Origin of the sequence: Curtobacterium oceanosedimentum (assembly GCF_040545555.1) — a bacterium.
In the GTDB taxonomy this organism is placed as follows: domain Bacteria; phylum Actinomycetota; class Actinomycetes; order Actinomycetales; family Microbacteriaceae; genus Curtobacterium.
In genome coordinates this window covers 49358-74002 of record NZ_JBEPMD010000004.1, presented here as the reverse complement: position 1 = coordinate 74002, position 24645 = coordinate 49358, and the positions used below count along the sequence as shown (strand labels likewise).

The 24645-nt window shown below is 73.4% G+C and carries 26 protein-coding genes and 1 riboswitch; of the genes, 16 read left to right on the top strand and 10 right to left on the bottom strand.

The window, feature by feature from the left end:
* Positions 1-164: 164 nt before the first annotated feature.
* The gene (locus tag ABIC52_RS05530) at positions 165-917 is read right to left on the bottom strand and encodes a phosphotransferase (RefSeq protein WP_126890738.1); all 753 of its coding nucleotides are present in this window, start codon (positions 915-917) and stop codon (positions 165-167) included.
* A gap of 150 nt (positions 918-1067) precedes the next feature.
* Here ABIC52_RS05530 and ABIC52_RS05525 point away from each other — a divergent pair, with 150 nt between their 5' ends.
* Positions 1068-1709: a GntR family transcriptional regulator gene (locus ABIC52_RS05525; RefSeq protein ID WP_202976526.1), complete on the top strand. Its 642-nt coding sequence runs from the start codon at positions 1068-1070 to the stop codon at positions 1707-1709.
* Positions 1706-2959: an MFS transporter gene (locus ABIC52_RS05520; protein ID WP_209676758.1), complete on the top strand. Its 1254-nt coding sequence runs from the start codon at positions 1706-1708 to the stop codon at positions 2957-2959. Before ABIC52_RS05525 ends, ABIC52_RS05520 begins: the two co-directional genes overlap by 4 nt.
* A gap of 72 nt (positions 2960-3031) precedes the next feature.
* On the opposite strand, the gene ABIC52_RS05515 is transcribed toward ABIC52_RS05520, so the two are convergent.
* Positions 3032-3976 carry an NUDIX domain-containing protein gene (locus ABIC52_RS05515; protein ID WP_354026828.1) on the bottom strand — a complete coding sequence of 315 codons (945 nt, stop codon included), beginning with the start codon at positions 3974-3976 and terminating at the stop codon, positions 3032-3034.
* A 68-nt stretch (positions 3977-4044) separates the two neighbouring features.
* A riboswitch (TPP riboswitch) is annotated at positions 4045-4140 on the top strand.
* Between ABIC52_RS05515 and thiM the strand changes: the two genes are divergently transcribed.
* The 3 genes from thiM to thiD all read left to right on the top strand — a co-directional run bounded on the left by thiM (position 4129) and on the right by thiD (position 7222).
* Complete coding sequence (gene thiM / locus ABIC52_RS05510) at positions 4129-5037, top strand: hydroxyethylthiazole kinase (RefSeq protein ID WP_354026827.1); 909 nt, start codon at positions 4129-4131, stop codon at positions 5035-5037. (Overlaps the previous riboswitch by 12 nt.)
* Complete coding sequence (gene thiE, locus ABIC52_RS05505) at positions 5034-5702, top strand: thiamine phosphate synthase (RefSeq protein WP_354026826.1); 669 nt, start codon at positions 5034-5036, stop codon at positions 5700-5702. Before thiM ends, thiE begins: the two co-directional genes overlap by 4 nt.
* A complete protein-coding gene (thiD, locus tag ABIC52_RS05500; RefSeq protein WP_354026825.1) occupies positions 5699-7222 on the top strand; it encodes a bifunctional hydroxymethylpyrimidine kinase/phosphomethylpyrimidine kinase in 1524 nt (507 codons plus the stop codon). The genes thiE and thiD overlap by 4 nt, the downstream gene beginning before the upstream one ends.
* Before the next feature lie 91 nt (positions 7223-7313).
* On the opposite strand, the gene ABIC52_RS05495 is transcribed toward thiD, so the two are convergent.
* The 4 genes from ABIC52_RS05495 to ABIC52_RS05480 all read right to left on the bottom strand — a co-directional run bounded on the left by ABIC52_RS05495 (position 7314) and on the right by ABIC52_RS05480 (position 9258).
* Complete coding sequence (locus ABIC52_RS05495; protein ID WP_209676751.1) at positions 7314-7823, bottom strand: metallophosphoesterase family protein; 510 nt, start codon at positions 7821-7823, stop codon at positions 7314-7316.
* Positions 7820-8356 carry a MarR family winged helix-turn-helix transcriptional regulator gene (locus tag ABIC52_RS05490; RefSeq protein WP_209676750.1) on the bottom strand — a complete coding sequence of 179 codons (537 nt, stop codon included), beginning with the start codon at positions 8354-8356 and terminating at the stop codon, positions 7820-7822. The genes ABIC52_RS05495 and ABIC52_RS05490 overlap by 4 nt, the downstream gene beginning before the upstream one ends.
* Positions 8357-8443: 87 nt before the next feature.
* Positions 8444-8905 (bottom strand): VOC family protein, encoded by a 462-nt coding sequence (locus tag ABIC52_RS05485; protein WP_209676749.1) that lies wholly within the window; start codon positions 8903-8905, stop codon positions 8444-8446.
* A 56-nt stretch (positions 8906-8961) separates the two neighbouring features.
* Positions 8962-9258: a GNAT family N-acetyltransferase gene (locus tag ABIC52_RS05480; protein WP_126892538.1), complete on the bottom strand. Its 297-nt coding sequence runs from the start codon at positions 9256-9258 to the stop codon at positions 8962-8964.
* An 87-nt stretch (positions 9259-9345) separates the two neighbouring features.
* On the opposite strand from ABIC52_RS05480, the gene ABIC52_RS05475 reads away from it, so the two are divergent.
* Positions 9346-9993 (top strand): NADPH-dependent F420 reductase, encoded by a 648-nt coding sequence (locus ABIC52_RS05475; RefSeq protein WP_126892537.1) that lies wholly within the window; start codon positions 9346-9348, stop codon positions 9991-9993.
* Between the two features lie 354 nt (positions 9994-10347).
* Positions 10348-11463: a hypothetical protein gene (locus ABIC52_RS05470; protein WP_354026824.1), complete on the top strand. Its 1116-nt coding sequence runs from the start codon at positions 10348-10350 to the stop codon at positions 11461-11463.
* 3 nt (positions 11464-11466) lie between these two features.
* Here ABIC52_RS05470 and ABIC52_RS05465 read toward each other — a convergent pair whose 3' ends face one another.
* Positions 11467-12324 carry a LysR substrate-binding domain-containing protein gene (locus ABIC52_RS05465; protein ID WP_126892535.1) on the bottom strand — a complete coding sequence of 286 codons (858 nt, stop codon included), beginning with the start codon at positions 12322-12324 and terminating at the stop codon, positions 11467-11469.
* A 162-nt stretch (positions 12325-12486) separates the two neighbouring features.
* On the opposite strand from ABIC52_RS05465, the gene ABIC52_RS05460 reads away from it, so the two are divergent.
* On the top strand, positions 12487-13809 hold the full coding sequence (locus ABIC52_RS05460; RefSeq protein WP_354026823.1) for an MFS transporter: 1323 nt from the start codon (positions 12487-12489) through the stop codon (positions 13807-13809).
* Between the two features lie 391 nt (positions 13810-14200).
* On the opposite strand, the gene ABIC52_RS05455 is transcribed toward ABIC52_RS05460, so the two are convergent.
* Positions 14201-14854 (bottom strand): NAD(P)-dependent oxidoreductase, encoded by a 654-nt coding sequence (locus ABIC52_RS05455; RefSeq protein ID WP_209676737.1) that lies wholly within the window; start codon positions 14852-14854, stop codon positions 14201-14203.
* Positions 14855-14943: 89 nt separating this feature from the next.
* On the opposite strand from ABIC52_RS05455, the gene ABIC52_RS05450 reads away from it, so the two are divergent.
* From ABIC52_RS05450 to ABIC52_RS05420, 7 genes are all read left to right on the top strand, one after another.
* On the top strand, positions 14944-15306 hold the full coding sequence (locus ABIC52_RS05450; protein WP_354026822.1) for a winged helix-turn-helix transcriptional regulator: 363 nt from the start codon (positions 14944-14946) through the stop codon (positions 15304-15306).
* Positions 15307-15444: 138 nt separating this feature from the next.
* Positions 15445-16473 (top strand): NADPH:quinone reductase, encoded by a 1029-nt coding sequence (locus ABIC52_RS05445; RefSeq protein WP_209676733.1) that lies wholly within the window; start codon positions 15445-15447, stop codon positions 16471-16473.
* Between the two features lie 128 nt (positions 16474-16601).
* Complete coding sequence (locus ABIC52_RS05440; protein ID WP_209676731.1) at positions 16602-17774, top strand: ROK family transcriptional regulator; 1173 nt, start codon at positions 16602-16604, stop codon at positions 17772-17774.
* Positions 17775-17941: 167 nt separating this feature from the next.
* Positions 17942-19057: an ABC transporter substrate-binding protein gene (locus tag ABIC52_RS05435; protein ID WP_126890394.1), complete on the top strand. Its 1116-nt coding sequence runs from the start codon at positions 17942-17944 to the stop codon at positions 19055-19057.
* Between the two features lie 142 nt (positions 19058-19199).
* The gene (locus tag ABIC52_RS05430) at positions 19200-19964 is read left to right on the top strand and encodes an ATP-binding cassette domain-containing protein (RefSeq protein WP_066658013.1); all 765 of its coding nucleotides are present in this window, start codon (positions 19200-19202) and stop codon (positions 19962-19964) included.
* Positions 19961-21229 (top strand): sugar ABC transporter permease, encoded by a 1269-nt coding sequence (locus tag ABIC52_RS05425; RefSeq protein ID WP_126890395.1) that lies wholly within the window; start codon positions 19961-19963, stop codon positions 21227-21229. The genes ABIC52_RS05430 and ABIC52_RS05425 overlap by 4 nt, the downstream gene beginning before the upstream one ends.
* A gap of 103 nt (positions 21230-21332) precedes the next feature.
* Complete coding sequence (locus ABIC52_RS05420) at positions 21333-22205, top strand: patatin-like phospholipase family protein (protein ID WP_209676729.1); 873 nt, start codon at positions 21333-21335, stop codon at positions 22203-22205.
* Between the two features lie 45 nt (positions 22206-22250).
* Here ABIC52_RS05420 and ABIC52_RS05415 read toward each other — a convergent pair whose 3' ends face one another.
* Positions 22251-23444: an acyl-CoA dehydrogenase family protein gene (locus ABIC52_RS05415; protein WP_209824838.1), complete on the bottom strand. Its 1194-nt coding sequence runs from the start codon at positions 23442-23444 to the stop codon at positions 22251-22253.
* Between the two features lie 63 nt (positions 23445-23507).
* Here ABIC52_RS05415 and ABIC52_RS05410 point away from each other — a divergent pair, with 63 nt between their 5' ends.
* Positions 23508-24128, top strand: a complete 621-nt coding sequence (locus tag ABIC52_RS05410) for a QsdR family transcriptional regulator (RefSeq protein WP_354026821.1) — start codon at positions 23508-23510, stop codon at positions 24126-24128.
* Positions 24129-24152: 24 nt separating this feature from the next.
* On the opposite strand, the gene ABIC52_RS05405 is transcribed toward ABIC52_RS05410, so the two are convergent.
* A complete protein-coding gene (locus tag ABIC52_RS05405; RefSeq protein ID WP_209824840.1) occupies positions 24153-24590 on the bottom strand; it encodes a VOC family protein in 438 nt (145 codons plus the stop codon).
* Positions 24591-24645 lie beyond the last annotated feature (55 nt).

Sequence of the window (24645 nt, the reverse complement as noted above, 5' to 3'; positions counted from 1 at the left end):
GGGATCCGGCGGCGTCTCGGTGGCTCGGCGGAGTCTCGCGTCGACGCCGGCGTCTCGTGTCGCCGCTGTGTCTCGGTGAGGTGGCGATGTCTCGCGTCGACGCCGGCGTCTCGCGTGCAGGGCGGCGCGTGGCGTCCCGCGCTGCGGTCGCGGCGCGACCGGCGTCAGGCCGCGGTGACGGCGGTGTGGATCGCGTCGGCGTGCGACTCGATCCACGCGACGTCGGCGCGGTACAGGTCGGCGTGCCCGTGCTCCAGGTCGCTGAGGAACTTCGGGTTCCCGGCGGCGGCCTCGGTCTCCATCGTCGTGACGAGGGCGACGAGCGACGCGGTCATCGTCTCGACGAGCACCCCACGGGAGCGGTCGTCGAGCCCGTAGGCGCGGCAGAACTCCGCCGCCCGGTCGAGGCGCTCGTCGAGTCCCGGCGCGGTGCTCCCCTCGACGAGCCCGGTGGTGAACGGCGCGAAGCGGTAGACGGCACTCGCGACGTCCCAGACCCGTGGCCCGGGGTGTGCGGTGTCGAAGTCGATGAGACCGACGGCAGCGATGCCGTCGTACACGCAGTTGTACGGCGCGAAGTCGCCGTGCACGATCGTCTCGACCGGCAGCCGTCCGGCCTGCGACCAGACGTCGACCGCGTCGTCGCGCGGGTAGCTCGCCGCGACGTCGTGGTACTGGCGGAGCAGCCTCGCGGACGTGACGAGGGCCGCCTCGCTCGCGATCTCGGTGCTCCACGGGTAGTTGCCCGCCGTGCCCGGCACGAAGGTCACGGTCTCGACGGCGTCGCCGACGGCGATCGGTTCCGGTGCCGCGACGAAGCGCTGCTCGTGCAGGTGCGCGAGCAGCCGGTGCACCGTCGGCGTCCAGGGCCCCGCGGGGCGGTGGACGCGGTCGTCGGCTCTGGTGACACGCTCCATCGTGACCTCCTGATCAGTACGTCTCCGTTGACGTGAGGGTCAGCGTAGCGACGGCGGGTGGGGAATGTCTCGATCCGGTCACGAACGCCGTGTGACGTTCTCGCTCCGCAGCGGATGCAACCTTGCATGCAAGGCGTAGGATCGGCTGCCGTGAGCGACACCAGCAGCGAGGCACCCGCAGCCGTCCGGGCCTACGAGCACATCAAGCGGGCGATCGTCCGCGGTGACCTGCCCGGCGGCGCCGCGATCAGCGAGAACGCGCTCTCCCAGGAGATCGGCGTCTCGCGGACACCGGTGCACGAGGCGTTCCTGCGCCTGGCGGCCGAGGAACTCATCCTGCTCGGCGCCCGCCGGGGCGCCGTCGTGCGCCCGATGTCCCCGAACGAGGCGGCGGACGTGCTCGAGATGCGAGAGGCGATCGAGTCGACCGCGGCGACCCGCGTCGTCACCGACGGCCGGGTGACGGAACTGGCACCGCGCCTCCAGGCCGAGCTGGCGGAGCAGGAGGCGGCGGTGGCCGCCGGGGACGTCGACCGCTTCGTCGAGCGCGACGCGGCGTTCCACGGCGCCGTCGTCGAGGCGTCGCGGAACGCGATCGCCGTCCTCTTCGCGCGGACGCTGGGCGACCGTCAGCAGCGGCTCCGGCACCAGCTGATGCGGCTGCGGCCGGAGCAGCTGCAGGCGTCGCTCGACGACCACCGGGCACTCGCCGCCGCCCTCGACGACGGGGACGCCGAGCGGTACGCCGCGGTCCTCCGCGCCCACGTCGCCTCGCACCGGGGTGCACTGTGAGCGGCGCGACCGGGAGCATCCCGACCACCGGGGCCGTGTCGACGCCGACGAGCCGGGTGGCCCCGTGGGCGATGGTCTGGGGTGCGGTCTTCGTGTGCTCGTGGGGCGGCAACCAGTTCTCGCCGCTGCTGCTCATGTACGAGGAGCGGGCGCACTACTCGTCCCTGCTCGTCAACGCCTTCCTCGGCGTCTACGTGCTCGGGCTCGCACCCGCGCTGCTCGTCGCCGGGTCGCTCTCCGACCGGCACGGGCGGAAGCCGCTCATGCTCGTCGGGATCGGCGCCGCGGTCGTCGGCAGCGGGCTCCTGGCACTCGGACCGCTCGGGCCCGGGTTCCTGGCGGCCGGACGGCTGTTCTCCGGCGTCACCGTCGGCATCGCCATGGCGGTCGGCAACAGCTGGGTGAAGGAGCTCTCGCAGGGCCGGTACGACCCGTCGGCGGACACCGGGTCCGGTGCACGGCGGGCATCCCTGGCGTTCACCCTGGGGTCCGGGATCGGGGCGCTGGTCGCCGGGGCGATCGCGCAGTGGGGGCCGGTGCCCGAGGTCACGCCGTTCCTCGTGCACGTCTGCGTCGCGGCGCCGTTCGCCCTCGTCGTGTGGCGGGCGCCGGAGACCGCGGTGCACGGCGGTCTGGCCGGGCCGTGGTGGCGGCAGCTCGCGATCCCGAGCGCCGGGCACCGCCGGTTCACCCGGGTGGTCGTCGTCGCGGCGCCGTGGATCTTCGGCTCCGCCGCGATCGGCTACGGGTACCTGCCGACGCGGCTCGCGGGGGCGACCGGTCCGTGGGGACTCGTGTTCGCCACCGCCGCGACCGTCGTGGCGCTCGGGGTGTCGAGCGCCGTGCAGCCGTTCGCCAAGCGGGTGCACTCGGTGGCCTCGGCGCGTGGGCTCGTGACCGCGGTCGCCGTGATGACCGTCGGGATCGGGGTCGTGCTCCTGGCCGTCGAGCTGCAGTCGGTGTGGGTCGGCCTCGCGGCGAACGTCGTGATCGGTGTCGGGATGGGGACCGCACTGGTGTCCTCGTTGCTCGAGGTGCAGCGGATCGCCGGGTCGCGCGACCTGGCCGGTCTGACGGGGGCGTTCTACGCGGTGGCGTACAGCGGGTTCCTCGCGCCGGCGGTCATCGCGGCGGTCGTGGGCGGCACCGGGGTGCCGGTCTCGGTGGTCCTGGCCGTCGTGGTCGGGCTCGGGGTGGTGTCGTGGGTGGCGCTGCTGGTGTCGTCGAAGCGGTACGTGCCCGAGGGCTGACGCCATGGCGGGCTCCTGCTCGCCGGGGCGGGCTCCTGCTCGCCGGGGCGGGCTCCTGCTCGCTGCGTCGGGCTACTGCTCGCGGAACCAGCCCGGGCCGCGCACCTCGGCCCCCAGCGCCTCGACGCGGGTCCGGAGCTCCCGGTCCGCCGTCACGACGACGACCGGGACGTGACCGTCGGCGAGCGCCGACCGGGCGGCCTCGACGATCGCGTCGTCGCCGGAGCCCTCGGCACGGACGATCCCGACCGAGGCGCCACCGGTCCCGACCGAGTCGCCGTCGACCCCGGCCGGGGCGCCGGCTACCGCGGACCCCGTCGCGCCGGCGGCTCGTGCCGCACCCTCGAGCACCACCGTCCACCGGGGCCACCACCGTGCGAAGGGCAGCCCGAGCTCCCCCGCGTCCACGCCCCGTGCGGCGAGCGCCGCCACGGACGACAGCAGCCGCTCGGCCGCACCCGCGCGGTCCTTCCACCAGCCGTCCGGCACGCTGCCGACCACGTTCGCCGCGTCGACCACGACGTGCGGGACGGTCCCCATTGCGGCACGCAGCGCCGGCCACGAGGCACCGAAGCCCGGGTGCAGCGGCAGCGCGTCGACCTCGGCGACGGGCACCCACGACAGCGCGAGGCTCTCGCGGTCGGCGATCACCGGCTCGAACGGGGTCCGGGCGCGTCCGACGACGGTCGTGTAGGTCCAGAACCCGAGGTCGAGCACGGCGGCGTGCCGGAGGTCGATGCCGTCCTCGGGCACCCCTGCCTCCTCCGCGGACTCCCGGAGCGCCGCGGTGACGGCGTCCTCGTCCTGGTGCCGAGCTCCGCCGGGGATGCCCCACGTGCCGCCGTGGTGGCTCCACTCGACGCGGTGCTGCAGGAGCACGCGTCCGGCGCCGTCGTCGACGAGCAGGCCGGCCGCACCGAACCGTCCCCAGGCCTTCGTGCCGTCCGGTCCGACGGCCCACGCGTCGCCGGGGTCGCGGGGTCCGGGCGGCGGTCCGGGAGGGGTCACGTCAGGCACCCGTCAACACTGGCACACCGCACCCCCGGTGTGCCCGGAGGAGGTCGTCGGACGTCGTGTACGGTGTCGTCCGAGACACGGGGTGCCGCACCGAGCGGCTGAGATCACACCCGTCGAACCTGCTCGAGCTCGTACTCGCGAAGGGATCGTCCATGCACACCGCTGCGCCCGTACCCGGATCCGCCGGCACCCCGTCCCCGGACTGGCCTGCCCGCACCGCCACGCTGCTCGAGGAGGTGCGCGCCCGCAGCCCCCTGGTGCAGTGCATCACGAACACGGTGGTGCAGAACGTCACGGCGAACGTCCTGCTCGCCCTCGGCGCCTCCGCCGCGATGGTCGACGTCACCTCCGAGGCCGGTCCGTTCGCCCGGGTGGCCGACGCGCTGCTCGTGAACACCGGCACGCCCCACCCCGAGCCGCGTGCGGCATCGGTCGAGGCAGCCACCGCGGCGGTCGACGCCCGTACCCCGTGGGTCCTGGATCCCGTCGCGGTCGGATCGCTCCCGGTCCGCACCGCCCTCGCCCACGACCTGCTCGCGCTCCGACCGACCGTGCTGCGCGGCAACGCCTCGGAGGTCCTCGCCCTGCTCGGCGCCGCCGACGGTGGGCGCGGGGTCGACAGCACCGCCGCCACGGACGAGGCGCGGACGGCCGTGCTCCGGGCGGCGGACGGGAGGCTCGTGGGCGCGGTGGCCGTGTCCGGTCCCGTCGACCTGCTGGTCGCGCCCGGTACCGGTGTGGTGCGGGTCGCGAACGGGACACCGCTGCTGACCCGGATCACCGGTGGCGGGTGCGCGCTCGGCGCGGTGATCGCCGCCTTCGCCGCGGTGACGCCGGACGACCCGGGTGCCGCTGCGGTCGCCGGCACGGTGGTGCACACGGTCGCCGCCGAGCTCGCCGCGCGGGACGCCGGTGGCCCCGGCACGTTCCAGCCGCTGTTCCTCGACCGGCTCGCGTCCCTGACCCCCGACGACGTCGTCCGGGTGGCACGCGTCACCACGGAGTCCGCGCCGTCCCCCGGCACGGAGCCCGCTGCGACGACCACGGGGGTCCGACCGTGAGCGCCCCGACGGACCTCGGCGTCTACCTGGTCACCGATCCGGTGCTCGTCGACCGGCACGGCAGGGGTGTGCTCGGCGTCGTCCGTGCCGCGGTCGACGCCGGCGTGCGGCTCGTGCAGGTGCGGGACAAGCAGGCACCGGTCCGGGACCTCCTCGCCCTGACCGTCGCGGTGGCCGACGCCGTCGGGGACCGCGCGACCGTCGTGGTGGACGACCGGACGGACGTCGCGCTCGCCGCCCGACGTGCCGGACACCGGGTCGCCGGCGTCCACCTCGGCCAGTCCGACCTGCCCGTCGCGGCCGCCCGGGCGCTCCTCGGCCCGGACGCGCACGTGGGACTCACCGCGAACACGCCGGACCACCTCGCGGCCCTCGCGGAGCTCCCCCGCGGCACGGTCGACCTGCTCGGCGTCGGCGTCGTGCACCCGACCGCGACGAAGCCGGACCACCCACCGGCACTCGGCGTCGACGGCGTCGCCCGGATCGCCGGAGCGGCACGAGCGCTCGGGGTGCCGTGCGTCGCGATCGGCGGCGTGACCCTCGACGACGTGGCGCCGCTCCGGGCCGCCGGTGCCGCGGGCGTCGCGGTCGTGTCCGGGATCTGCGCCGCCGCCGACCCGAACGCGGCCGCGACCGCGTACCTCCGCGCGTGGAGCGGGGCATGACCGCCGCGGGGACCGCCGCGGGCTCGACGCCGCCGGTCCGGACCGGACCGACCGGGCTGCTCGTGCCGCGGGTCCTGAGCATCGCGGGCACCGACCCGACGGGCGGCGCCGGACTCCAGGCGGACCTCAAGGCGATCGCGGCGCACGACGGCTACGGGATGGGCGTCGTGACGGCCCTCGTCGCGCAGAACACCCACGGCGTCCGGTCGGTGCACGTCCCCGACGTCGGGTTCCTCCGCGAGCAGCTCGACGCCGTGTCGGACGACGTGGTGGTCGACGGCGTCAAGATCGGGATGCTCGGCACCGTCGAGGTCGTCCGCACCGTCACCGACTGGCTCCGCGCACGCCGCCCGCCCGTGGTCGTCGTCGACCCGGTGATGGTCGCGACGAGCGGCGACCGGCTGCTCGACCGGCAGGCCACGGCCGCGATGGGCGACCTGCTCGCACTCGCCGACCTCGTGACGCCGAACCGTGCGGAGCTGACCGACCTCGTCGCGCTCGCCGGGGGCACGGCCTCGAGCCCCGTCGATGCAGCACGGCTGGTGGCCCGCCGCTGGGACGTGCTGGTGCTCGCGAAGGGCGGGCACGACACCGGCCCGACCGCCGACGACGTGCTCGTCCGACCCGACGGCACCGCGCGCACCTTCCGGGGGCCGCGCGTCGACACCGCCAACACGCACGGGACGGGGTGCTCGCTGTCGAGCGCGGTCGCGACGCTGGTCGCACGGGACGGCGACTGGGAACTCGCGGTGGGCGAGGCGAAGACCTGGCTCACCGACGCGCTCCGCGGTGCCGACGCCCTGCGGGTCGGCACGGGCAACGGACCGGTCGACCACGGCGCCCGCACCCGGGCCGCCCTGCCCCCGGTGACGTGGACGGACCGCTGGTGGGCGGACGTCGCGGAGACCCTCGACGCGACGCTGTCCTGCGCCTTCCTGGTGGGCCTCGCCGACGGCTCGCTCGGACCGGACGTGTTCGCCGGGTACCTCGCGCAGGACGTCCACTACCTGCGGGCCTACGAGCAGCACCTCCGGAGGCTGGCGGCGGCCACGGACGGCGACACTGCAGACGGGGACGCCGCGGCGTTCTGGGCCGCGGCCGCCGCGGGCTGTGCCGACGAGGCACGCGACCTGCACCACCGCCGCCTGGCCGGCACCCACGCCGACGACCCGGTCCACCCGACGTGCGCGGGGTACCTCGCCCACTTGCAGGACGCCGCCGACAGCGGGTCGGTCGGGGTGCTCGCCGCCGCCGTGCTGCCGTGCTTCCGGGTCTACGCCTGGGTCGGCACGCAGCTGGGCCGCGCCCCGGAGGGACACCCCTTCGCGGACTGGCTGGGCGCCTACGGCGACCCGGCGTTCGCGGCGGCGAGCGCCGAGGCGACCGCACGCGTCGAGGCCCTCGCGGCGGCTGCGGACCCGGCCGAGCGAGGGCGGATGGCGCGGGCGCACCGGCGCTCGACCGAGTGGGAGCTGGCGTTCTTCCGGATGCCGACGGAACCAGCGTTCCCGCGGGCCTGACCGCACCACGGCGGTGGACCCGCCATGTGACGGACGGGAGGCGCGGGGCGGGTCCCTGCCGCGCCTCCCGTCCGGTGCTCGCTGCGTCGCGTCAGCGCGCCGCCGGGGCCAGCCGGACCGTCTCGACCGTCAGCGCCCGCCCGTCCACGGTGCCGCGCATCCACGTGAAGTCGGGCTGCCGGCGGCGGTCCGTCGGCGACCCCGGGTTGAGCAGGCGCATGCCCGACGGTGCGACCGAGTCCCACGGGATGTGCGAGTGTCCGAAGACGAGCACGTCGGTCTCCGGGTACGCCGCGTCGGCCCGGCGCTCACGACCGGTCGCCGCTCCGGTCTCGTGCACCAGGGCGAAGCGCAGGTCCTCGACGGTGAACCGCGCGACGAGCGGCAGCCGGTCGTCGAACTCGGGGCCGTCGTTGTTGCCGCGGACGCCCTCGAAGCGGCGGGCCCGTCCCTGCACCGCGTCGAGGGTGGCGAGGTCGACCCAGTCGCCAGCGTGCACGACCAGGTCCGCGGCGTCGACGTCGGCCCAGAGCGCGGCGGGCAGGTCCTTCGCGCGCTTCGGCAGGTGCGTGTCCGAGAGCAGGACGAACGAGGTGGTCACGAGGCCGCGTGACCGGCCCCGCCGGCGTGGTCGTCCGGGGTCGCGCGTGCGGGCATCGGCAGGCCGGCCTCGTCGGCGGCGCCGAGTCGTTCGAGCAGGCCGGCGAGGAGCGCGACGTCGTCGTCCGACCAGTCGGCGAGCCGTTCCACGAGCGCGTCGCGGTGCAGGCGCACCGAGCGGTCGAGTGCGGCGCGTCCGGCGTCGGTCGCCTCGAGCGGCTTCGCGTTACCGGAACCGCCGTCGGTGGTGCGGACGAGACCGGCCGCGAGCAGGCCGGAGAGCTGCCGGGAGATCGTCGACCGGTTCAGCCGCAGGTACCGGGCGATGTCGATGGCCATGCAGCCGGGGTGCTGCACGACGAAGTCGACGAGGGACTGGTCGACGACGCTGAGCACGAGGTCGTCGCCGCGTGCCCGGATGCTCGCGCGGCGGGTGATGCGGGAGAGTTCGGTGTAGGCGCGGCCGATGTCGGTGCCGCGGACGTCGTCGTCGGCGCGGTCGCCGTCGCGGGCCGCTGAGCTCGGGCTGCTCATCGCGTTCTCCAGCCTGTCACTGCGTTCGCCGGGTGCTCGGCGCTGGTGGGTCCCGCCACCCTACCGGCGGGCACGGCCTGCTCCCCCTCAGCGGCCGGCGGCTGCGGCCTGCAGCGCCGGGATGTCGAGCTTCACCATCTCCTGCATCGCGCGGAACACCCGGGCGTTCGCCTCGGGATCGCCGCCGCCGGTCATCAGGTCCCCCATCATCGACGGGGTCACCTGCCACGCCAGCCCCCAGCGGTCGTGCAGCCACCCGCACGCGAGCGGTCGACCGCCGTCGGCGAGGAGCGCGTCCCACACCCGGTCGAGCTCCTCCTGGGTGTCGACGTCGACCTGGAAGGACACGGCGTCGGTGTGCGGGTGCCCCGGGCCGCCGTTCATCGCCCGGTACGGCTGGCCGAGCAGGGTGAACTCGACGACGAGGGCGGTGCCGTCCGGGGTCCGCGCGACGCTGTCGACCCGGCTGTCCGGGAAGAGCGACGCGTAGTACGTGGCGGCCTGCTCGGCCTGGTCGTCGAACCAGAGGAACGGGGTGATCGTGGGCACGGTGTCTCCGGGTGCTCGTGTCCGGCTGCGAGGCTGCGACCGGACCGTGGGGTGTGTCAGTCCGCGGCGCCGCGGCTGAGCAGGTCGGCCTGCTCGGGGTGCTCGTCGAACCACTTGCCGACGAACCAGCACATCGGCACGATGCGCTTGGTGGTCCGGGCCGCCACGTCGTCGACGGCGTACGCGACGAGCTCCGCCGCGTAGCCGTGTCCGCGGTGCTTCGGGACCGTGTACGTGTGCGGGAACGACACGGCGTCGTCCCCGGCCCGGTAGTCGAGGACGCTCACGAGCTCGCCGTCGACGTACATCGCGTAGCGGTCGCGGTCGGCTTCGTCGCGGAACTCGTGGGCCATGGCGCCATCATGCACCCGACGGGCAACGGCCGCACGGAGGCCACCACCGCCGGGAATGCGTCGCAGCGGACCGCGTTGCACGACCGCATGACAACGATCGGCATCATCGGAGCAGGCAACATCGGTTCTCAGCTCGCGCGCCTCGCCGTGCAGCACGGCCACGAGGTCGTGATCGCCAACTCACGCGGCCCGGAGACCCTGCAGGACCTGGTCTCGGAGCTCGGCGAGCACGCCCGCGCGGCGACCCGGGACGAGGCGGCAGCAGCGGGCGACATCGTCGTCGTGACCACCCCCCTCGCGGCGATCGAGACCATCCCGGTCGAGCCCCTGGTCGGCAAGGTCGTCATCGACACGAACAACTACTACCCGCAGCGGGACGGCCACATCGCGTCCCTCGACGACGAGACCACGACCACCGCCGAGCTCCTGCAGGACCACCTGCGCGGTGCCCGGGTGGTCAAGGCGTTCAACCACATCGCCGCTCCGGCGCTCACCGACGAGGCCACCCCGGCCGGTACCCCCGACCGCCGCGCCCTGGTGGTCGCCGGTGACGACGCCGACGCCAAGCGGGTCGTGTCCGAGCTGATCGACCAGTTCGGGTTCGACGTGGTCGACGCCGGTCCGCTCGCCGAGGGCTGGCGCATCCAGCGCGACACCCCCGGGTACGTCACGCGCTACACCGCCGACGAGCTCCGCACGAAGCTCGCCGAGGCGAAGCGCTACCGCGACATGTAGCCCCCACCTCCGCAACACGCAACGAAGGCGGTTCCCCGCAGCGGTACAGCTCGGCGCGGAGCCGCCTTCGTTGCGTCTCGCGGGCCCGGGCCGCGCGGCGTCCTGCGTGCGGTGGACACTGCGACCCCGGAACTGGGGCTGCGCACCGATCCATGCACCTGGATAGAAATGACGATGGATCAGAAGAGCGAGGGAGCACGAGTGGCGTCGCACCGCATGCCGGACAGAGACCGGCCGCGTCGAGCGGTCCCTGCGTGGGTCGTCGCACCCCCGGAGGACACCGTCGCCAGCCGGGAGGCACCGCTCACCCCCGCCGCAGCTCCTGCCGTCGTCGAGACGGGAGCGTCGGTCCCCGTGGCCGCTCCCGGCACGCCGGGTGCGCTCGGCTCGGCGCTGCCGTCCGTCCCGACCGACGGGCTGCCCGATGGAGCGATCGTCGTGCCCGACTACCCGCCGCAGGAGCACCTGCTCCCACCGGCCCCGACCTCGCCCGCGGTCCAGGTGCCGCCGTTCGACACGGCCCCGCTGCCGGTGTCACCCGTCGACGCAGGCGAGTCGGGCGGCCCCCTCACGCCCCCGGTCGATCCCACGCACACCGCTCAGGCATCGGCATCGGCATCGGCACCGGCACCTGCATCGGCATCGGCGCCGGTGCAGCCCCCCGCTCCCGCGGCACCGGTGGTCGGGCAACCCCGCTTCTCGGTCCCCGGCCTCGAGCACGTCCTGGTCGAGGGCACGGAACCCGAGCCCTCCGGTCCGATCGGGTACCGCACGCCGGCGCGCTTCGCCCGACAGCAGGCACCGCGACCGGTCGTCGTCGAGCCCGCTCCGACCGACTTCGACGCCGTGATCGCCGCGGGTGCTGCGATCCCGACCCCGACGCCGTCCGTGTTCCCCGGGACGTCTGCTCCCGCTGCCGGGACCACCGCCGGCGCAGCAGCCACGACAGCCGCACCGGGTGCCGCCGCCGAGCCGACCGCAGCCGGAGCGCCGACGGGACGCCGCAGGTCCGGCTCCCGCGGACGGACCCGTGCGTCGGAGTCAGTCACGGCGCGGACCGGCGCCGGAGCCGAGGTGGGCGAGCACGACGGGGGCGAGGAGCGCCTCCAGGCCGGACGCGGAACCACTCGCGACCGCAGCCGCACCGCGATCGGCGTGACGCCGGCGGCCGTGCTCGGGGCCGTGACCGGTGTCGCGACGATCGCCCTCGCCGCGTGGTGGTTCACGGCGCCGGCGACGGTGCACGCCACCGGGCTGGTGCTCGGAGTGCTCGCGCTCGCACTGTCGGGGACGGCGTTGCGGAGCCCTGCGGCGACGTGGCAGCGGCCGGTGGCGCTCCTCGGCACGGTGCTCGGCGGGGTCGGGACGCTCGTGCTCCTCTGGGCGGTGGCCGCCGCGCTGCTGGCGCCGGCGGGCGTGACGCTGCCCGACCTGACGGGGACGGGCACGACGCCGACGGTGGCTCCGTAGCGCTCAGACGGCGCGGACGACCCCGCGGGACAGGATCGCGCTCGTCAGGGCGTCGATCGGCTCGCGCTGCACCGTCGGGTTCGCGATGAGCACGTAGTCGACGGCCGGCAGGTCCGGCAGCGAGAGGCGCTGCGACACCTTCACGAGGTCGGCCGGGATGAGCGAGTGCGGGAACACCGCGACTCCGATCCCCGCCCGCACCGCGGCGAGCACCCCGTTCACGTCGCGGGTGTTGCAGGTGATCCGCCACGTGCGGCCGGCGGCCTCGAGGGCGTCGATCGCCATCTGCCGGCTGATGCTCGGCGCCTGGTACGCGATCAGCGGCACCGGCTCGTCCCGCTCCACCGCGATGCCGTCCTGCGCCATCCACACCATCTGGTCCGTCGCGACGCGGGTGCCCTCGGCGGACTCCCCCGCCGTCTGCTTGATGAAGACGAGGTCGAGCTGCCCGGCGTGCACCCGACGGAGCAACGGCGCGGACTGGTTCACCGTCAACTCGAGGTTCACTTGCGGGTGCAGGCGGCGGAAGTCCCGCAGGATGCGGGGCAACTGCGTGATCGCCAGGTCGTCCGCGGCACCGAAGCGGAGCCGGCCGCGGGTCGCCGCCCCGGAGAAGTACGCGTCGGCGGTCGCGTGCGCCGCGAGGATCGAGCGGGCGAAGCCGGCCATCGCGTCCCCGTTGTCGGTGAGCGCGACCCCGCGGGTGTCCCGGGCCACGAGGGTCCGGGAGACGGCGGTCTCCAGCCGACGGACGTGCTGGGAGACCGTCGGCTGGCTGATGCCGAGGCGCTGCCCGGCGAGCGTGAAGCTGCCGGTCTCGGCGACGGCGAGGAACGTGCGGAGCAGCACCGGGTCGAGCACGAGACCTCCTCCGGCGGGCGGGCCGCCGCCATTCGACATCACAATGGAGTGATAGCCACCATAGGGGTGTCGAATGGCCGAGCGCCACGTAGTTTCGGAGGGGTACCGAATCGTTTCGACCAGGTACCGAGTCCACCCCCGACGATCCGGAGCCCCACGACCGTGAGTGCGTCATCGACGACCCTCCCTCCGCCCACCGAACCGCTGCCGATCCAGTCCGAGCGCCCGCCGTGGCGGCACACGCTCATCGCCCTCTCCGTCCCGAACTTCCGGCTCTTCACCGCGACCAACCTGGTGGCGATGACCGCCGGCTGGATGCAGCGGATCGCGCAGGACTGGCTCGTCCTGCAGCTCACCGGCTCCGTCGCGCAGGTCGGCATCACCGTGGCCTGCCAGTTCGCACCGATGCTGTTCTTCGGGCTCTGGGGCGGGGTGCTCGTCGACCGGTTCTCGAAGCGCGCGCTGATGATGCTCACCCAGGGCGCCTTCGCGGTGCTCTCCGCGCTGCTCGCCGTCCTGACCCTCACGGGTGTGGTCGAGGCGTGGAACATCTGGGTCATCGCGTTCCTGATCGGGATGGTCACCGTCATCGACAACCCCGCCCGGCAGGTCTTCGTCACCGAGATCGTCGGGCACCAGCACCTGCGGAACGCGATCAGCGTCAACTCGAGCGTGTTCCAGCTCGGCGGGATGATCGGTCCGGCGCTGTCCGGGGCGCTGCTCGTGGCCGTCGGGGCAGGGTGGTCGTTCGGGGTGAACGCGGTCGCCTGCGTCGCCGTGGTCGTGACGCTCGGGTTCCTCCGCACCTCGGAGCTCCACCGGACGCCGCCGATGCCGCGCGCCAAGGGGCAGCTCGTGGAGGGCCTCCGGTACGCGGTCCGGAAGCCCACGATCCTGGTGCCGGTCGTGCTCATGGCGTTCTTCTCGGTGTTCGCCCTGACGATGCCGGTGCTGCTCTCGGCGTTCGCGTCCGAGGTCTACGACGTGGGCGCGGGCGGCTACGGCGTGTTCAACTCCGCGGTCGCGGTCGGAGCCCTGACCGGGGCGCTGCTGTCGACCCGGCGGGCGACGGTGCGGCTCCGGACGATCGTCGGCGGGGTGTTCTGGACGGGCGTGCTGCTCGTCGTGAGCGGCTCGATCCCGGTCATCGCACCGTTCACCGTGGCGCTCGTCGCGGTCGGGATGTCGCAGCTGCTCTTCATGACGGCGTCGAACTCGCTCGTGCAGCTGTCGTCGAACGTCGCGATCCGCGGACGCGTGATGTCGTTGTACGTGCTGGTGCTGCTCGGCGGCCAGGCGATCGGTGGGCCGATCATGGGGCAGGTCGTCGACCACTTCGGCGCGAACGTCGGCATGGTCGTGGCCGGGGGCGTCCCCGCGCTGGCGGCGATCGTCGCCGGGGTGGTGCTCGCGCGGCGGGGCGGGCTGCACCTGGCGGTGCGGATGCGGCACCACGTGCCGCTGCCCGCGATCGAGGCGCGGTAGCGCGGCGCGTCGGCGCGGCGCCTCAGCACAACCGAAGGCACGTCGCGCCACGGGAACACGTGGTGCGACGTGCGTTCCGTTGTGCAGGAGCACACCGCACCACGCGACGGGCGAGAGGCGCGGGCCGGCCGCGCACCGCGCCTCCCGTCCGGCGACGGATCGCGCACGGCGGCGCGCCTCCCGCCGCCAGCCGTCCGCGGCCGGGCACCCGCGCACAGCTGAAGGCACGCCGCGCCCCGTCACGGACACCGCACCCCTGTACACCGGGGCGCAACGTCCGCGACGGGGCGCGAACGCGGATCCGGACGCCGCGCCACGCGACGGACGGGAGGCACGGTGCGAGCCCGCACCGTGCCTCCCGTCCGTCAGCCGGTCACGCCGGCCGCTCGCGTCAGTACGCGACGCCGAAGCGGGCGCGGTGGTGCGCCGGGCGCTCGATCTCGTCGACGATCGCGATCGCGTAGTCCGCACCGGAGATGTCCGAGTTGCCCTCGGCGTCGGTGAGGAGCAGGTCGTCCGTGGTGCGGTAGGTGCCCCGACGCTCACCGGGGTTGTACCCACCGAAGGCCGCGGCCGGGCTCACGTAGAACCAGTCGACGTCGCCGGTGTACTCGCCGGAGCGCAGGCGGTCGAGGATCTCACCGTGGCTCTTCGCCTCGCCCTTGAAGGCGTCCGGGAACTCCGCGGTGTCGTACAGCGCCGGGCCACCCTCGGCGACGAGCAGCGAACCCGCGCCGCCGACGATGCCGAGTCGGGCGCCGGCAGCAGCAGCCGCGTCGACGAAGTGCTGGAACCTGTCCTTGAGCTCGCTGCCGTCCGCCTGGACCGCGTGCAGCGAGACCACGACGACGTCGGCGTCCTTCGTGACGTCCGCCACGAACGACGGGTCGAAGGCGTCGCCCTGCGCGAGGGTGAGCCCCTCGGCGGCGTCGAGCTTGGAGGTGTCGCGGGCGACGGCGGTGACGGCGATGCCGCGGGACAGGGCCTCGCGGACGATGGCGGAGCCGGCGTACCCGGTGCCGCCGAAGACGACGATGTTGGTCATGAGTGTCCTTCCGTGACTGGTGCGACCGACGGTACTCGCGTTACTCTCTTATGGGAAGTAGGCACCTCACAGTGCGTAACGGAGGTCGGATGTCAGCGCTCGAGTACAGCCCCTACGCGGCGGACTGCCCCTCCCGGCAGCTGCTCGACCGGATCGGCGACCGGTGGAGCGTCCTGGTGATCGGGTCGCTCGTGGACGGCCCGCAGCGCTACTCCGCCGTCGCGGAGCGGGTGCAGGGCGTGTCGCAGAAGATGCTGACGCAGACGCTGCGCGCTCTCGAGCGGGACGGGCTCGTGACGCGCACGGTCTTCCCCGAGATCCCGCCGCGGGTCGAGTACGAGCTCACCGAGCGGGGGCGGTCGCTCCGCACCGTGCTGGCGCCGCTCGAGGACTGGGCGACGTCGCACATGGCCGACGTGCAGGACTCGCGCGACGCGTACGACGCGCACTGAGCCGGGCGCGGCGGCGCCGCGGCACTTGCAGTCCCGGTGACGCACGCAGCCGCCGGCCGAGCGCCCCGGACACGCGCGACCGGCCGCCGCTGACCGTCGCCAGGAAGACCCGGGGACCCACGGTGGTTGCCTGGACACATGCGATCGATCGTCTACACGAAGCCCGGTGACAGCAGCGTCCTCGACCTGGTCGAGCGGGAGGTCCCGCAGCCCGGCCCCGGCGAGGTCCGCGTCCGCGTCGTCGTCTCCGGCGTGAACCCCACCGACTGGAAGGCCCGCGCCGGCGGCACCTACGGCGACGGCCTCCCCTTCCCCGAGATCACCCCGAACCAGGACGGCGCCGGCGTGGTCGACGCCGTCGGCGAGGGCGTCGACACCCTGCACGAGGGCGACCGCGTGTGGCTGTACATGGCCGCCGCCAGCCGTCCCACCGGCACCGCGCAGGAGTACACGGTCGTCCCGGCAGCGCGCGCCGTCGCACTGCCGGAGGGCACGAGCCTCGACGTCGGCGCCTCGCTCGGCGTCCCCGCGATGACCGCACACCGCGCGCTCACCACGCACGAGGACGGCCCGTCGCGACTCGCGCCCGGTGCCCTCGAGGGCCGCACCGTCCTGGTCGCCGGCGGCGCCGGGGCCGTCGGCCACGCGGCGATCCAGCTCGCCCGCTGGGCCGGCGCGACCGTCATCAGCACGATCAGCTCCGACGAGAAGGCCGCCCTGGCGACCGCCGCCGGCGCCCACCACACCGTGAACTACCGCGACGAGGACGCCGCCACGCGCATCCGCGAGATCGCCCCGGACGGCCTGGACATCGTCGTCGAGGTCTCGATCCCGCAGAACGCGCAGCTCGTCGCCGACGTCCTGGCGAACCACGGCGTCGTGTCGATCTACGCGAACAACGGCGGCGACGAGGCGACGCTGCCGATCCGCCCGAACATGTCGGTGAACGCCCGGTACCAGTTCCTGCTGCTCTACACGATCGGCGACCGGGCGCTCACCGCTGCCGCCGAGGACGTCACCGCCGCACTGCGCGACGAGGTCCTGCCCGTCGGCGAGGACGCGGGCCTCCCCCTCACGCGCTTCGCGCTCGAGGACACCGCGGCTGCGCACGACGCCGTCGAGGGCGACGCGGTCGGCAAGGTCCTGATCGACGTCGCGTCCGAGTAGGACCGTCGCGCGGTCTTCGCTGACCACTGACGAACGGGAGGCGCGTGGCGGGATCGCCACGCGCCTCCCGTCCCTCTCGGTGCGGGTACCCGCCAGGTCGCGTCCATCGAGCCCGTTACGCTGTCCCCGTGTCAGAGCAACGCCGCAGTCCCGGGAACCAGACTTCACTGCGTGAAGCCAACCGGGGCCGGGTCATCGCTGCGGTGAAGCGCCACGGCGGCCTGACCCAGGTCGAGCTGGCCGGGGTGACCGGCCTGTCGCCCGCGACGGTCTCGAACATCGTCAAGGAGCTCGTCGCCACCGGGGCCCTGCACGCCACCCCGAGCACGTCGAGCGGGCGTCGGGCCCTCCGGGTGACGCTCCCGCACGGCCTCGGCCTGGTCGCCGGCGTGCACGTGTCGCCGCGGCACCTCCGGGTCGCCCTGTCCGACCTCAACGCGACGGTGCTGGCCGAGCGGCACATGCCCCTCGCCCGCGACCACCGAGCGGACGCGGAGCTCGACAAGACCGCGCTCCTCGTCATGGACATGGTGGAGTCGATCGAGTCGTCGATGGACGAGGTGCTCGCGGTCGGACTCGCCGTCGCCGCGCCGATCGACCGCCGGACCGGAATGACCGCACGGGGAGGGATCCTGCGCGGGTGGGACGGCGTGCCGCTCGGGGCGTCGCTCGCGCGGCGACTGGACAAGCCCGTGCAGGTCGACAACTCGGCGAACCTGGCAGCCCTCGCCGAGCACCGCAGCGGAGCCGCTCGCGGGCGCAGCACCGTCGTGACGCTCGACGTCGGGAACGGCATCGGGGCCGGACTGCTGCTCGACGGGCGACTCTTCCGCGGACACCACGGCGTCGCGGGCGAGTTCGGACACACGCCCGTCGTGCCGCACGGCCCCGTGTGCCGGTGCGGGAACCGCGGCTGCCTCGAGGCGGTCGCGGGCGCCCCCGCGGTCCTGGCGGGCATCCGCGACGAGGTCGGCACCCTGAAGCTCGCGGACCTCGTCCTGCGCGCGATGGCGGGTGACGACACCTGCATCCGGGCGATCGCGGACGCCGGACGGACGATCGGCACCGCGGCGGTCGGGCTGTGCAACCTGCTCGACCCGGAGCGCGTCGTCGTCACCGGGGAGTTCGCCCGCGCCGGCGAGCTGCTGCTCGGGCCGATGCGGCACGCCCTGGAGTCGTCGCTCGTCGTCGAGGTGGACGGCACACCGGACGTGGTGCAGGGGCAGCTCGGGGAACGCGCGGCGGTCACCGGGGCGCTCGCGCTGGCGATCGAGTCGGTGGACGTCACGCAGGCACGCTGACCTCAGTGCCGACGTCGCCGCCGGCCTCGGTCTGCACCGTCCGCCGCAGATAACGTTTTCGGTACCACCCGCGCATCGCTTGCGTTCAAGTCTTGCAGCCAAGGACGTCCGCTGCCACACTCAGCACACCGCCACCGTGGGCGGTCCACCCGTTGGAGGACGTTTCAATGAAGAAAGCCACCACACGCGCCATGCTGGGCGCCGGCGCCCTGCTGCTCGCGATCACCACACTCGCCGGTTGCTCGAACGGAGCGGACGCGAACAACGGCTCCGGAGGAGGAGGCGGGGACGCGTCGAACGCGAAGATCGGGCTGCTCCTGCCCGACTCCGTCACCGCCCGCTACGCCAGCGCCGACCGCCCGCTCTTCACCGCCGAGGTCAAGAAGCAGTGCCCGGACTGCTCCGTCGTGTACGCGAACGCCGACGGCGACGCATCGAAGCAGCTCCAGCAGGCCCAGTCGATGCTCACCCAGGGCGTCAAGGTCCTCGTCCTCGACCCCTTCGACGGCGAGGCAGCGGCCTCGATCGTGCAGCAGGCCAAGGCCAAGAAGGTCCCCGTCATCTCGTACGACCGTCTCATCAACAGCCCCGACCTGAGCTACTACATCTCGTTCGACAACGAGAAGGTCGGCGAGCTGCAGGGTCAGGCACTCGTCGACGCGCTCAAGGCGAAGAACGTGCCGGCCGGCTCGGGGATCATCATGGTCAACGGCTCCCCGACCGACAACAACGCCTCGCAGTTCAAGAAGGGCGCACACTCGGTCATCGACAAGAGCGGCTACAAGGTGCTCGCCGAGTACGACACCCCCGGGTGGGACCCCGCCAAGGCGCAGGACTGGGCAGCCGGGCAGATCAGCAAGCTCGGTACGGACGAGATCGCCGGTGTGTACGCGGCGAACGACGACACCGGCGGCGGTGTCATCGCGGCGCTGAAGGCAGCCGGTGCGAAGACGCTCCCGCCGGTCACCGGACAGGACGCCAGCCTCGCCGGCATCCAGCGCATCCTCGCCGGTGAGCAGTACATGACCGTCTACAAGGCGTTCAAGCCCGAGGCCTCGAAGGCGGCCGACCTGGCGATCCAGTTCGCCAAGGGCGAGGACCCGAAGGGCGAGACCACGGTGAAGACCGCCGGTGGCGCCTCCGTGCAGTCGACGCTGCTCGAGCCCGTCGCGGTGACGACGGAGAACGTGCAGGACACCGTCGTGAAGGACGGCCTGTACGAGGTCGGCCAGATCTGCACCGCGCAGTACGCCTCGGCCTGCACCACGGCCGGCATCAAGTAGCCCCACCGCGGGTCCGGGGCGCTCCGGACCCGTCACGACACCGCCCGCCCGGTCCCTCCTCGGACCGGGCGGGCCCCACCTCGGAGAGGACGCTCCCGTGAGCAACGAGGCACCCGCACCACACCCCTCCGCCGAGCCGGTGATGTCCCTCCGTGGCATCACGAAGCGGTTCGGCGCCGTCCAGGCCCTGAGCGACATCGACTTCGACGTGTACCCGGGCGAGGTGGTCGCGATCGTCGGCGACAACGGCGCCGGCAAGTCCACGTTCGTGAAGATCCTCGCCGGGGTGTACACCCCCGACGGCGGCACCATCACGTTCGGCGGTGACGAGGTCACCGTGCCCAACCCGGCCGCCGCACAGGACCTCGGCATCGCGACCGTCTTCCAGGACCTCGCCCTCGCCGACAACCTCGACGTCGTGTCGAACCTGTACCTCGGGCGCGAGATCGTGCACCCGTTCCTCGACGAGGAGGAGATGGAGCGCCGCTCGTGGGAGCTCCTGCAGCAGCTCGCCGCCCGGATACCCTCGGTCCGGATCCCGATCGCATCGCTCTCCGGCGGTCAGCGCCAGACCGTCGCGATCGCCCGCTCCCTGATCGGCGACCCACAGGTCGTGATCCTCGACGAGCCCACCGCCGCACTCGGCGTCGCCCAGACCGCCGAGGTCCTCAACCTCGTCGAGCGGCTGCGCGAGCGGGGCCTCGGGGTGGTCCTCATCAGCCACAACCTCGCGGACGTGCAGGCCGTGGCCGACCGGGTCGCGGTCCTGCGCCTCGGTCGGAACAACGGGACCTTCCGCATCGACGACGTCTCCTACGAGGAGATCATCGCCGCCATCACCGGGGCCACCGACAACGCCGTCACGCGTCGCGCGGCTGCCCGGACCGAGCAGGAGACGACAGCATGAGCAAGACCGACGAGACCCTCACCGCGGCGACCCCGACGGCGTCAGCGGCGGACCTGCAGGACGAACGACTCCTCCGCGACCAGGGACTCGGTGGCGCCGCCAGGGCGTTCGTGCGCCGGGTCCGTGGCGGCGACATCGGTTCACTGCCGGTGGTCGTCGGACTCGTGGTCATCTGGGCGGTGTTCCAGGCGCTCTCCCCCGACTTCCTGTCCCCGGGCAACCTCGTCAACCTCGCGCTGCAGTGCGCCGCGGTCGGCACCATCGCCATCGGGATCGTCCTCGTGCTGCTCCTCGGTGAGATCGACCTCTCCGTCGGCAGTGTCAGTGGTCTGGCCGCCGCGATCCTCGGGCAGGGACTCACGTCGCTCGGGTGGCCGCTCTGGCTCGTCCTCCTGGTCGCGCTCGCGGTCGGCGCCGCGGCGGGCCTGCTCTACGGCCTGCTCTTCACCCGCTTCGGCGTCCCGAGCTTCGTGATCACCCTCGCCGGCCTGCTCGGCTTCCTCGGCCTGCAGCTGCTCATCCTCGGGCCGAACGGGTCGATCAACCTGCCCTACACCGACCCGATCGTGCAGTTCGCCTCGGCGTCCTACCTGCCGCCCTGGCTCGCGTACCTGCTGGCGGCCGTGGCCGCGGGCGGGCTCTTCGTCACCGAGGTCCGCCGCGCCGCCCGCCGTCGGAAGGCCGGGCTCTCGACGGGCGCGATCTCGCTGACGATCACGAAGTCGGTGCTGCTGTTCGTCGGCCTCGCGGTCATGGTCTGGTACCTGTCGCGCGACTTCGGCACCGGCACCTCGTTCGTGTTCTTCGTCGTCCTCGTCGTGCTGATGAACTTCCTGCTCAAGCGCACCCGCTGGGGCCGGTCGGTCTACGCGGTCGGCGGCAACGTCGAGGCGGCGCGACGTTCCGGCATCCGGGTGAACCGCATCTACATCTCGGTGTTCGTGCTCACGTCGCTCTTCGCCACGGTCGGCGGCATCCTGGCCGCGGCACGCCTCAACTCGGCGAGCCTGTCGTCGGGCGCCGGTGACACCAACCTCAACGCCATCGCCGCCGCGGTCATCGGCGGGACGAGCCTGTTCGGCGGCCGAGGGAGTGCGTGGTCGGCGCTCCTCGGCATCGTCGTGATCCAGTCGATCTCGAACGGGCTGACCCTCCTCAGCCTCGACTCGTCGATCCGCTACATGATCACCGGTGCCGTCCTGCTGCTCGCCGTCATCATCGACTCGCTGTCGCGGCGGAGCCGCGCCAGCCACGGGGCGGCCTGACCGAGCGCGTGCGACACCGGACGGGAGGCGCGTGACCACACCGGCACGCGCCTCCCGTCCGTCACGTCCCCGGTTCGTCGACGTGACCTGGTATGCAGGACCCATGACCGACCTCTCGACGCCCACGCCCGGAACCAGAGCACTCGTCCTCGGCGGCGGCGGCGTCGCCGGCATCGCGTGGGAGGTCGGGGTGCTCTCCGCCCTGCAGGACGCCGGGGTCGACCTCGACGCCGCGGACCTGGTCGCCGGGACGAGCGCCGGCAGCGTCGTCGGGTCGTTCGTGCGCGCCGGCGCCGTGGCCCACGCGTACGAGCAGCAGCACGCGCCGCTGCCGAGCACGTACGTCGAGCCGGAGCGGATCGCCGGCGAGGACTTCCAGGACCGCCTGCTGCAGGTGCTCGCCGGCGCGACCTCGGAGCAGGACGCCCGCGCGCGGCTCGGAGCCGTGGCGCAGCAGGTCGTCACCGGGCAGCTCGACGACGAACGGGTCGCGACGTTCAGCGAGACGCTGCCCTCGACCGAGTGGCCGGCGAAGCCGCTCGCGCTGACCACCATCGACGCCCTCGACGGTGCGTTCCGGGTGCTGACCGCCGAGTCGGGCGTCCCGCTCCCCCGCGCCGTCGCGGCGAGCTGCTCGGTGCCGTTCGTGTGGTCACCCGTGCACATCGACGGGGTGCCGCACTACGACGGCGGCCTCCGCTCCGCCACGAACGCGGACGTCGCCGCCGGGTACGAGCGCGTGCTCGTCGTGGCCTGCGGGCCAGAGGGACCGTCGCCGCTCGGGCCGTGGCTCGACGTGGCGGTGGAGTCGCTCCGGGCCGGCGGGAGCTCGGTCGAGACGATCGTGGCGGACAGCGGGGCGCAGCACGCCTTCGGGGACAACTCGCTGTCGCTGTCGACGCAGGCGCCCTCGGCGACCGAGGGCCGGCGGCAGGGCGAGGCGGCGGCCGAGGCGATCGCGGCCTTCTGGGCGTAGGCGACGCGGCGGGCGTCGGCGTCGGCGTCGGCGCAGCGGACGCTCCTAGACGAACGCGGCCTGCCCGGTGATCGCCCGACCCACGATGAGCGTGTTCACCTCGCGCGTGCCCTCGTAGGAGTAGATCGCCTCGGCATCGGAGAAGAAGCGCGCGACGCCCTTGTCGAGCACGATGCCGTTGCCGCCCTGGACCTCGCGGCACCAGCCGACGGTCTCGCGCATCTTCGCCGTCGCGAACGCCTTCGCCATCGCGGAGTGCTCGTCGGCGCCGACGCCCTGGTCCTGCATGGCAGAGGCCTGCGTGCACAGTGCGATCGACGCGGTGATGTTCATGAGCGACCGCACGAGCAGGTCCTGCACCATCTGGTGCGCCGCGATCGGCTTGCCGAACTGGATGCGCTCGCGGGCGTAGTCGAGCGCGGCCTCGTAGGCACCGATCGCGATGCCGATGGCCTGCCAGGCGACCTCGGTCCGGGTGAGCCGGAGCACCGCCGCCGTGGTGCGGAAGGAGTCCGCGCGCTGCAGCCGGCGCGACTCGGGAACCCGGACGCCGTCGAGCACGATGTCGGCGTTCTGCACCGTGCGCAGGGCGATCTTGTCCTCGATCTTCGTCGCGGTGAAGCCCGGGGTGTCCGTCGTGACGAGGAAGCCCTTGACCTGCTCGTCGGCGACGTCCTTCGCCCAGATGACGACGACGTCCGCGAAGGTCGCGTTGCCGATCCACCGCTTCTCGCCGTCGAGCACCCAGGTGTCGCCCTCGCGCCGAGCGGTGGTGCGGAGCCCGCGGGCCGAGTCGCTGCCCGACAGGGGCTCGGTCAGCCCGAAGGCCCCGACGACCTCGCCCCGCGCCATGCGCGGCAGCCACTCCTGCTGCTGCTCGTCGCTGCCGCCGACCGCGATCGAGTTCATCGCGAGACCGGACTGGACCCCGATGAACGTCGAGACGCCGGCGTCGATGCGACCGAGCTCGAGTGCCGCCCAGCCGCGGTAGACGGCCGAGTTCTCGAAGTGCCGCACGAGCGGGATGCCCGGCCCGTACATGCCGAGCTCGGCGAGCGGCGCGATGGTCTGCTTCGGGAACTCGGCCCGCGCCCAGTACTGGTCGGCGATCGGACGCACCTCGGCCTCGAGGTACGCGCGCAGCTGCCCGAGTGACTCCCGCTCGCGGGGCGTGAGTCCCTCTTGGAAGCGGTAGAAGTCGGATTCGAGCAGGGGCGTGTCGGTGATCGACGTTGACATGGCACCAACGATGCATCATTCTCGAAAACGTTGCAAGACCGGCGTCGGCACTCAGGGGGAACGGTGAGGAACGAACCACTCGGCACGCTCGGATCGACGCTCGTCCCGAGCGCGCTGGCCGCCAGGCTGGAGGCCCACGGCGAGTCCCGACGCGCGTTCCGTTCCGCACGTCGCGCGTTCATCGACGGGGCGCGCATCGACATGGGCTCGCTCGCCGCGTCCCTCGGTGTCGACCGCACCTCGCTGTTCCGCTGGGTCGGCAACCGCGACCAGCTGCTCTCGGAGATCCTGTGGTCGCTCGCCGTGCCGACGCTCGACGCTGCGGGACGGGCAGCGGCTCCGTCCGGCGCAGCGCGGATCGTCGACGTGCTCGACCACTTCACGGCGGACCTCATCCGAGCGCCCTACTTCCGCGCCTTCCTGACGCGCGAGCCGAGCCGTGCCCTGCGCCTGCTGACGACGGCGGACAGCGACGTGCAGCGCCGCTTCGTCGCGGTGGTGACCTCCGCGATCACGACGGAGCACGAGGCCGGCGCGTTCGACCCGACACCGCTGTCCGCCGGGGAACTCGCGCGGCTGCTCGTCCGGGTCTCGGAGTCGTTCACGTACGCGGACCTGATCTCCGGCGAGACCCCGGACCCCGAGCGCGCCCGGACGACGTTCGAGTACATCCTCCGCCCGTGACGCCCGGGGTCCGTGCCCGCGAGGTCACTTCTGCGCGGCGAGCTCCAGGTTGATGTCGTCCGGGTCCTGCACGGACAGGATGACCATGCCGGCGTCACCGAGGTCGGTGACCTCGCCGTGCTCGATGCCGGCGGCGTCGAGGCGTCCGGCAGCGGCGTGCAGCTCGTCGACGGAGCCCACGACGAAGCTCACGTGGTCGAGGCCGACGGTGTCCGGGTCGAAGCGCTGACCGCTCGGGGCCACCGGGCGCAGCCCGAAGAGCTGGTCACCGACCGGGAAGATCGCGCCGCCGTAGAGCCGCTCGCGGTCCTCGGTGATCCCGGGCTCGTCGATGTGCTCGCTGAAGTCCATCGCGGGCGCGGTACCGAGCAGCTGCTCGTAGAACGCCTTGCTGCGGTGGATGTCGGTGACGGTGACCCGCACGTGTGCGAGGCCGAGGGGCTTGACGATCTGTTCGCTCATGCACCAGAGCCAACGCCGGAGGCCTGAGCAGGCCCGGGCAGCGTGCGGGTAGCGG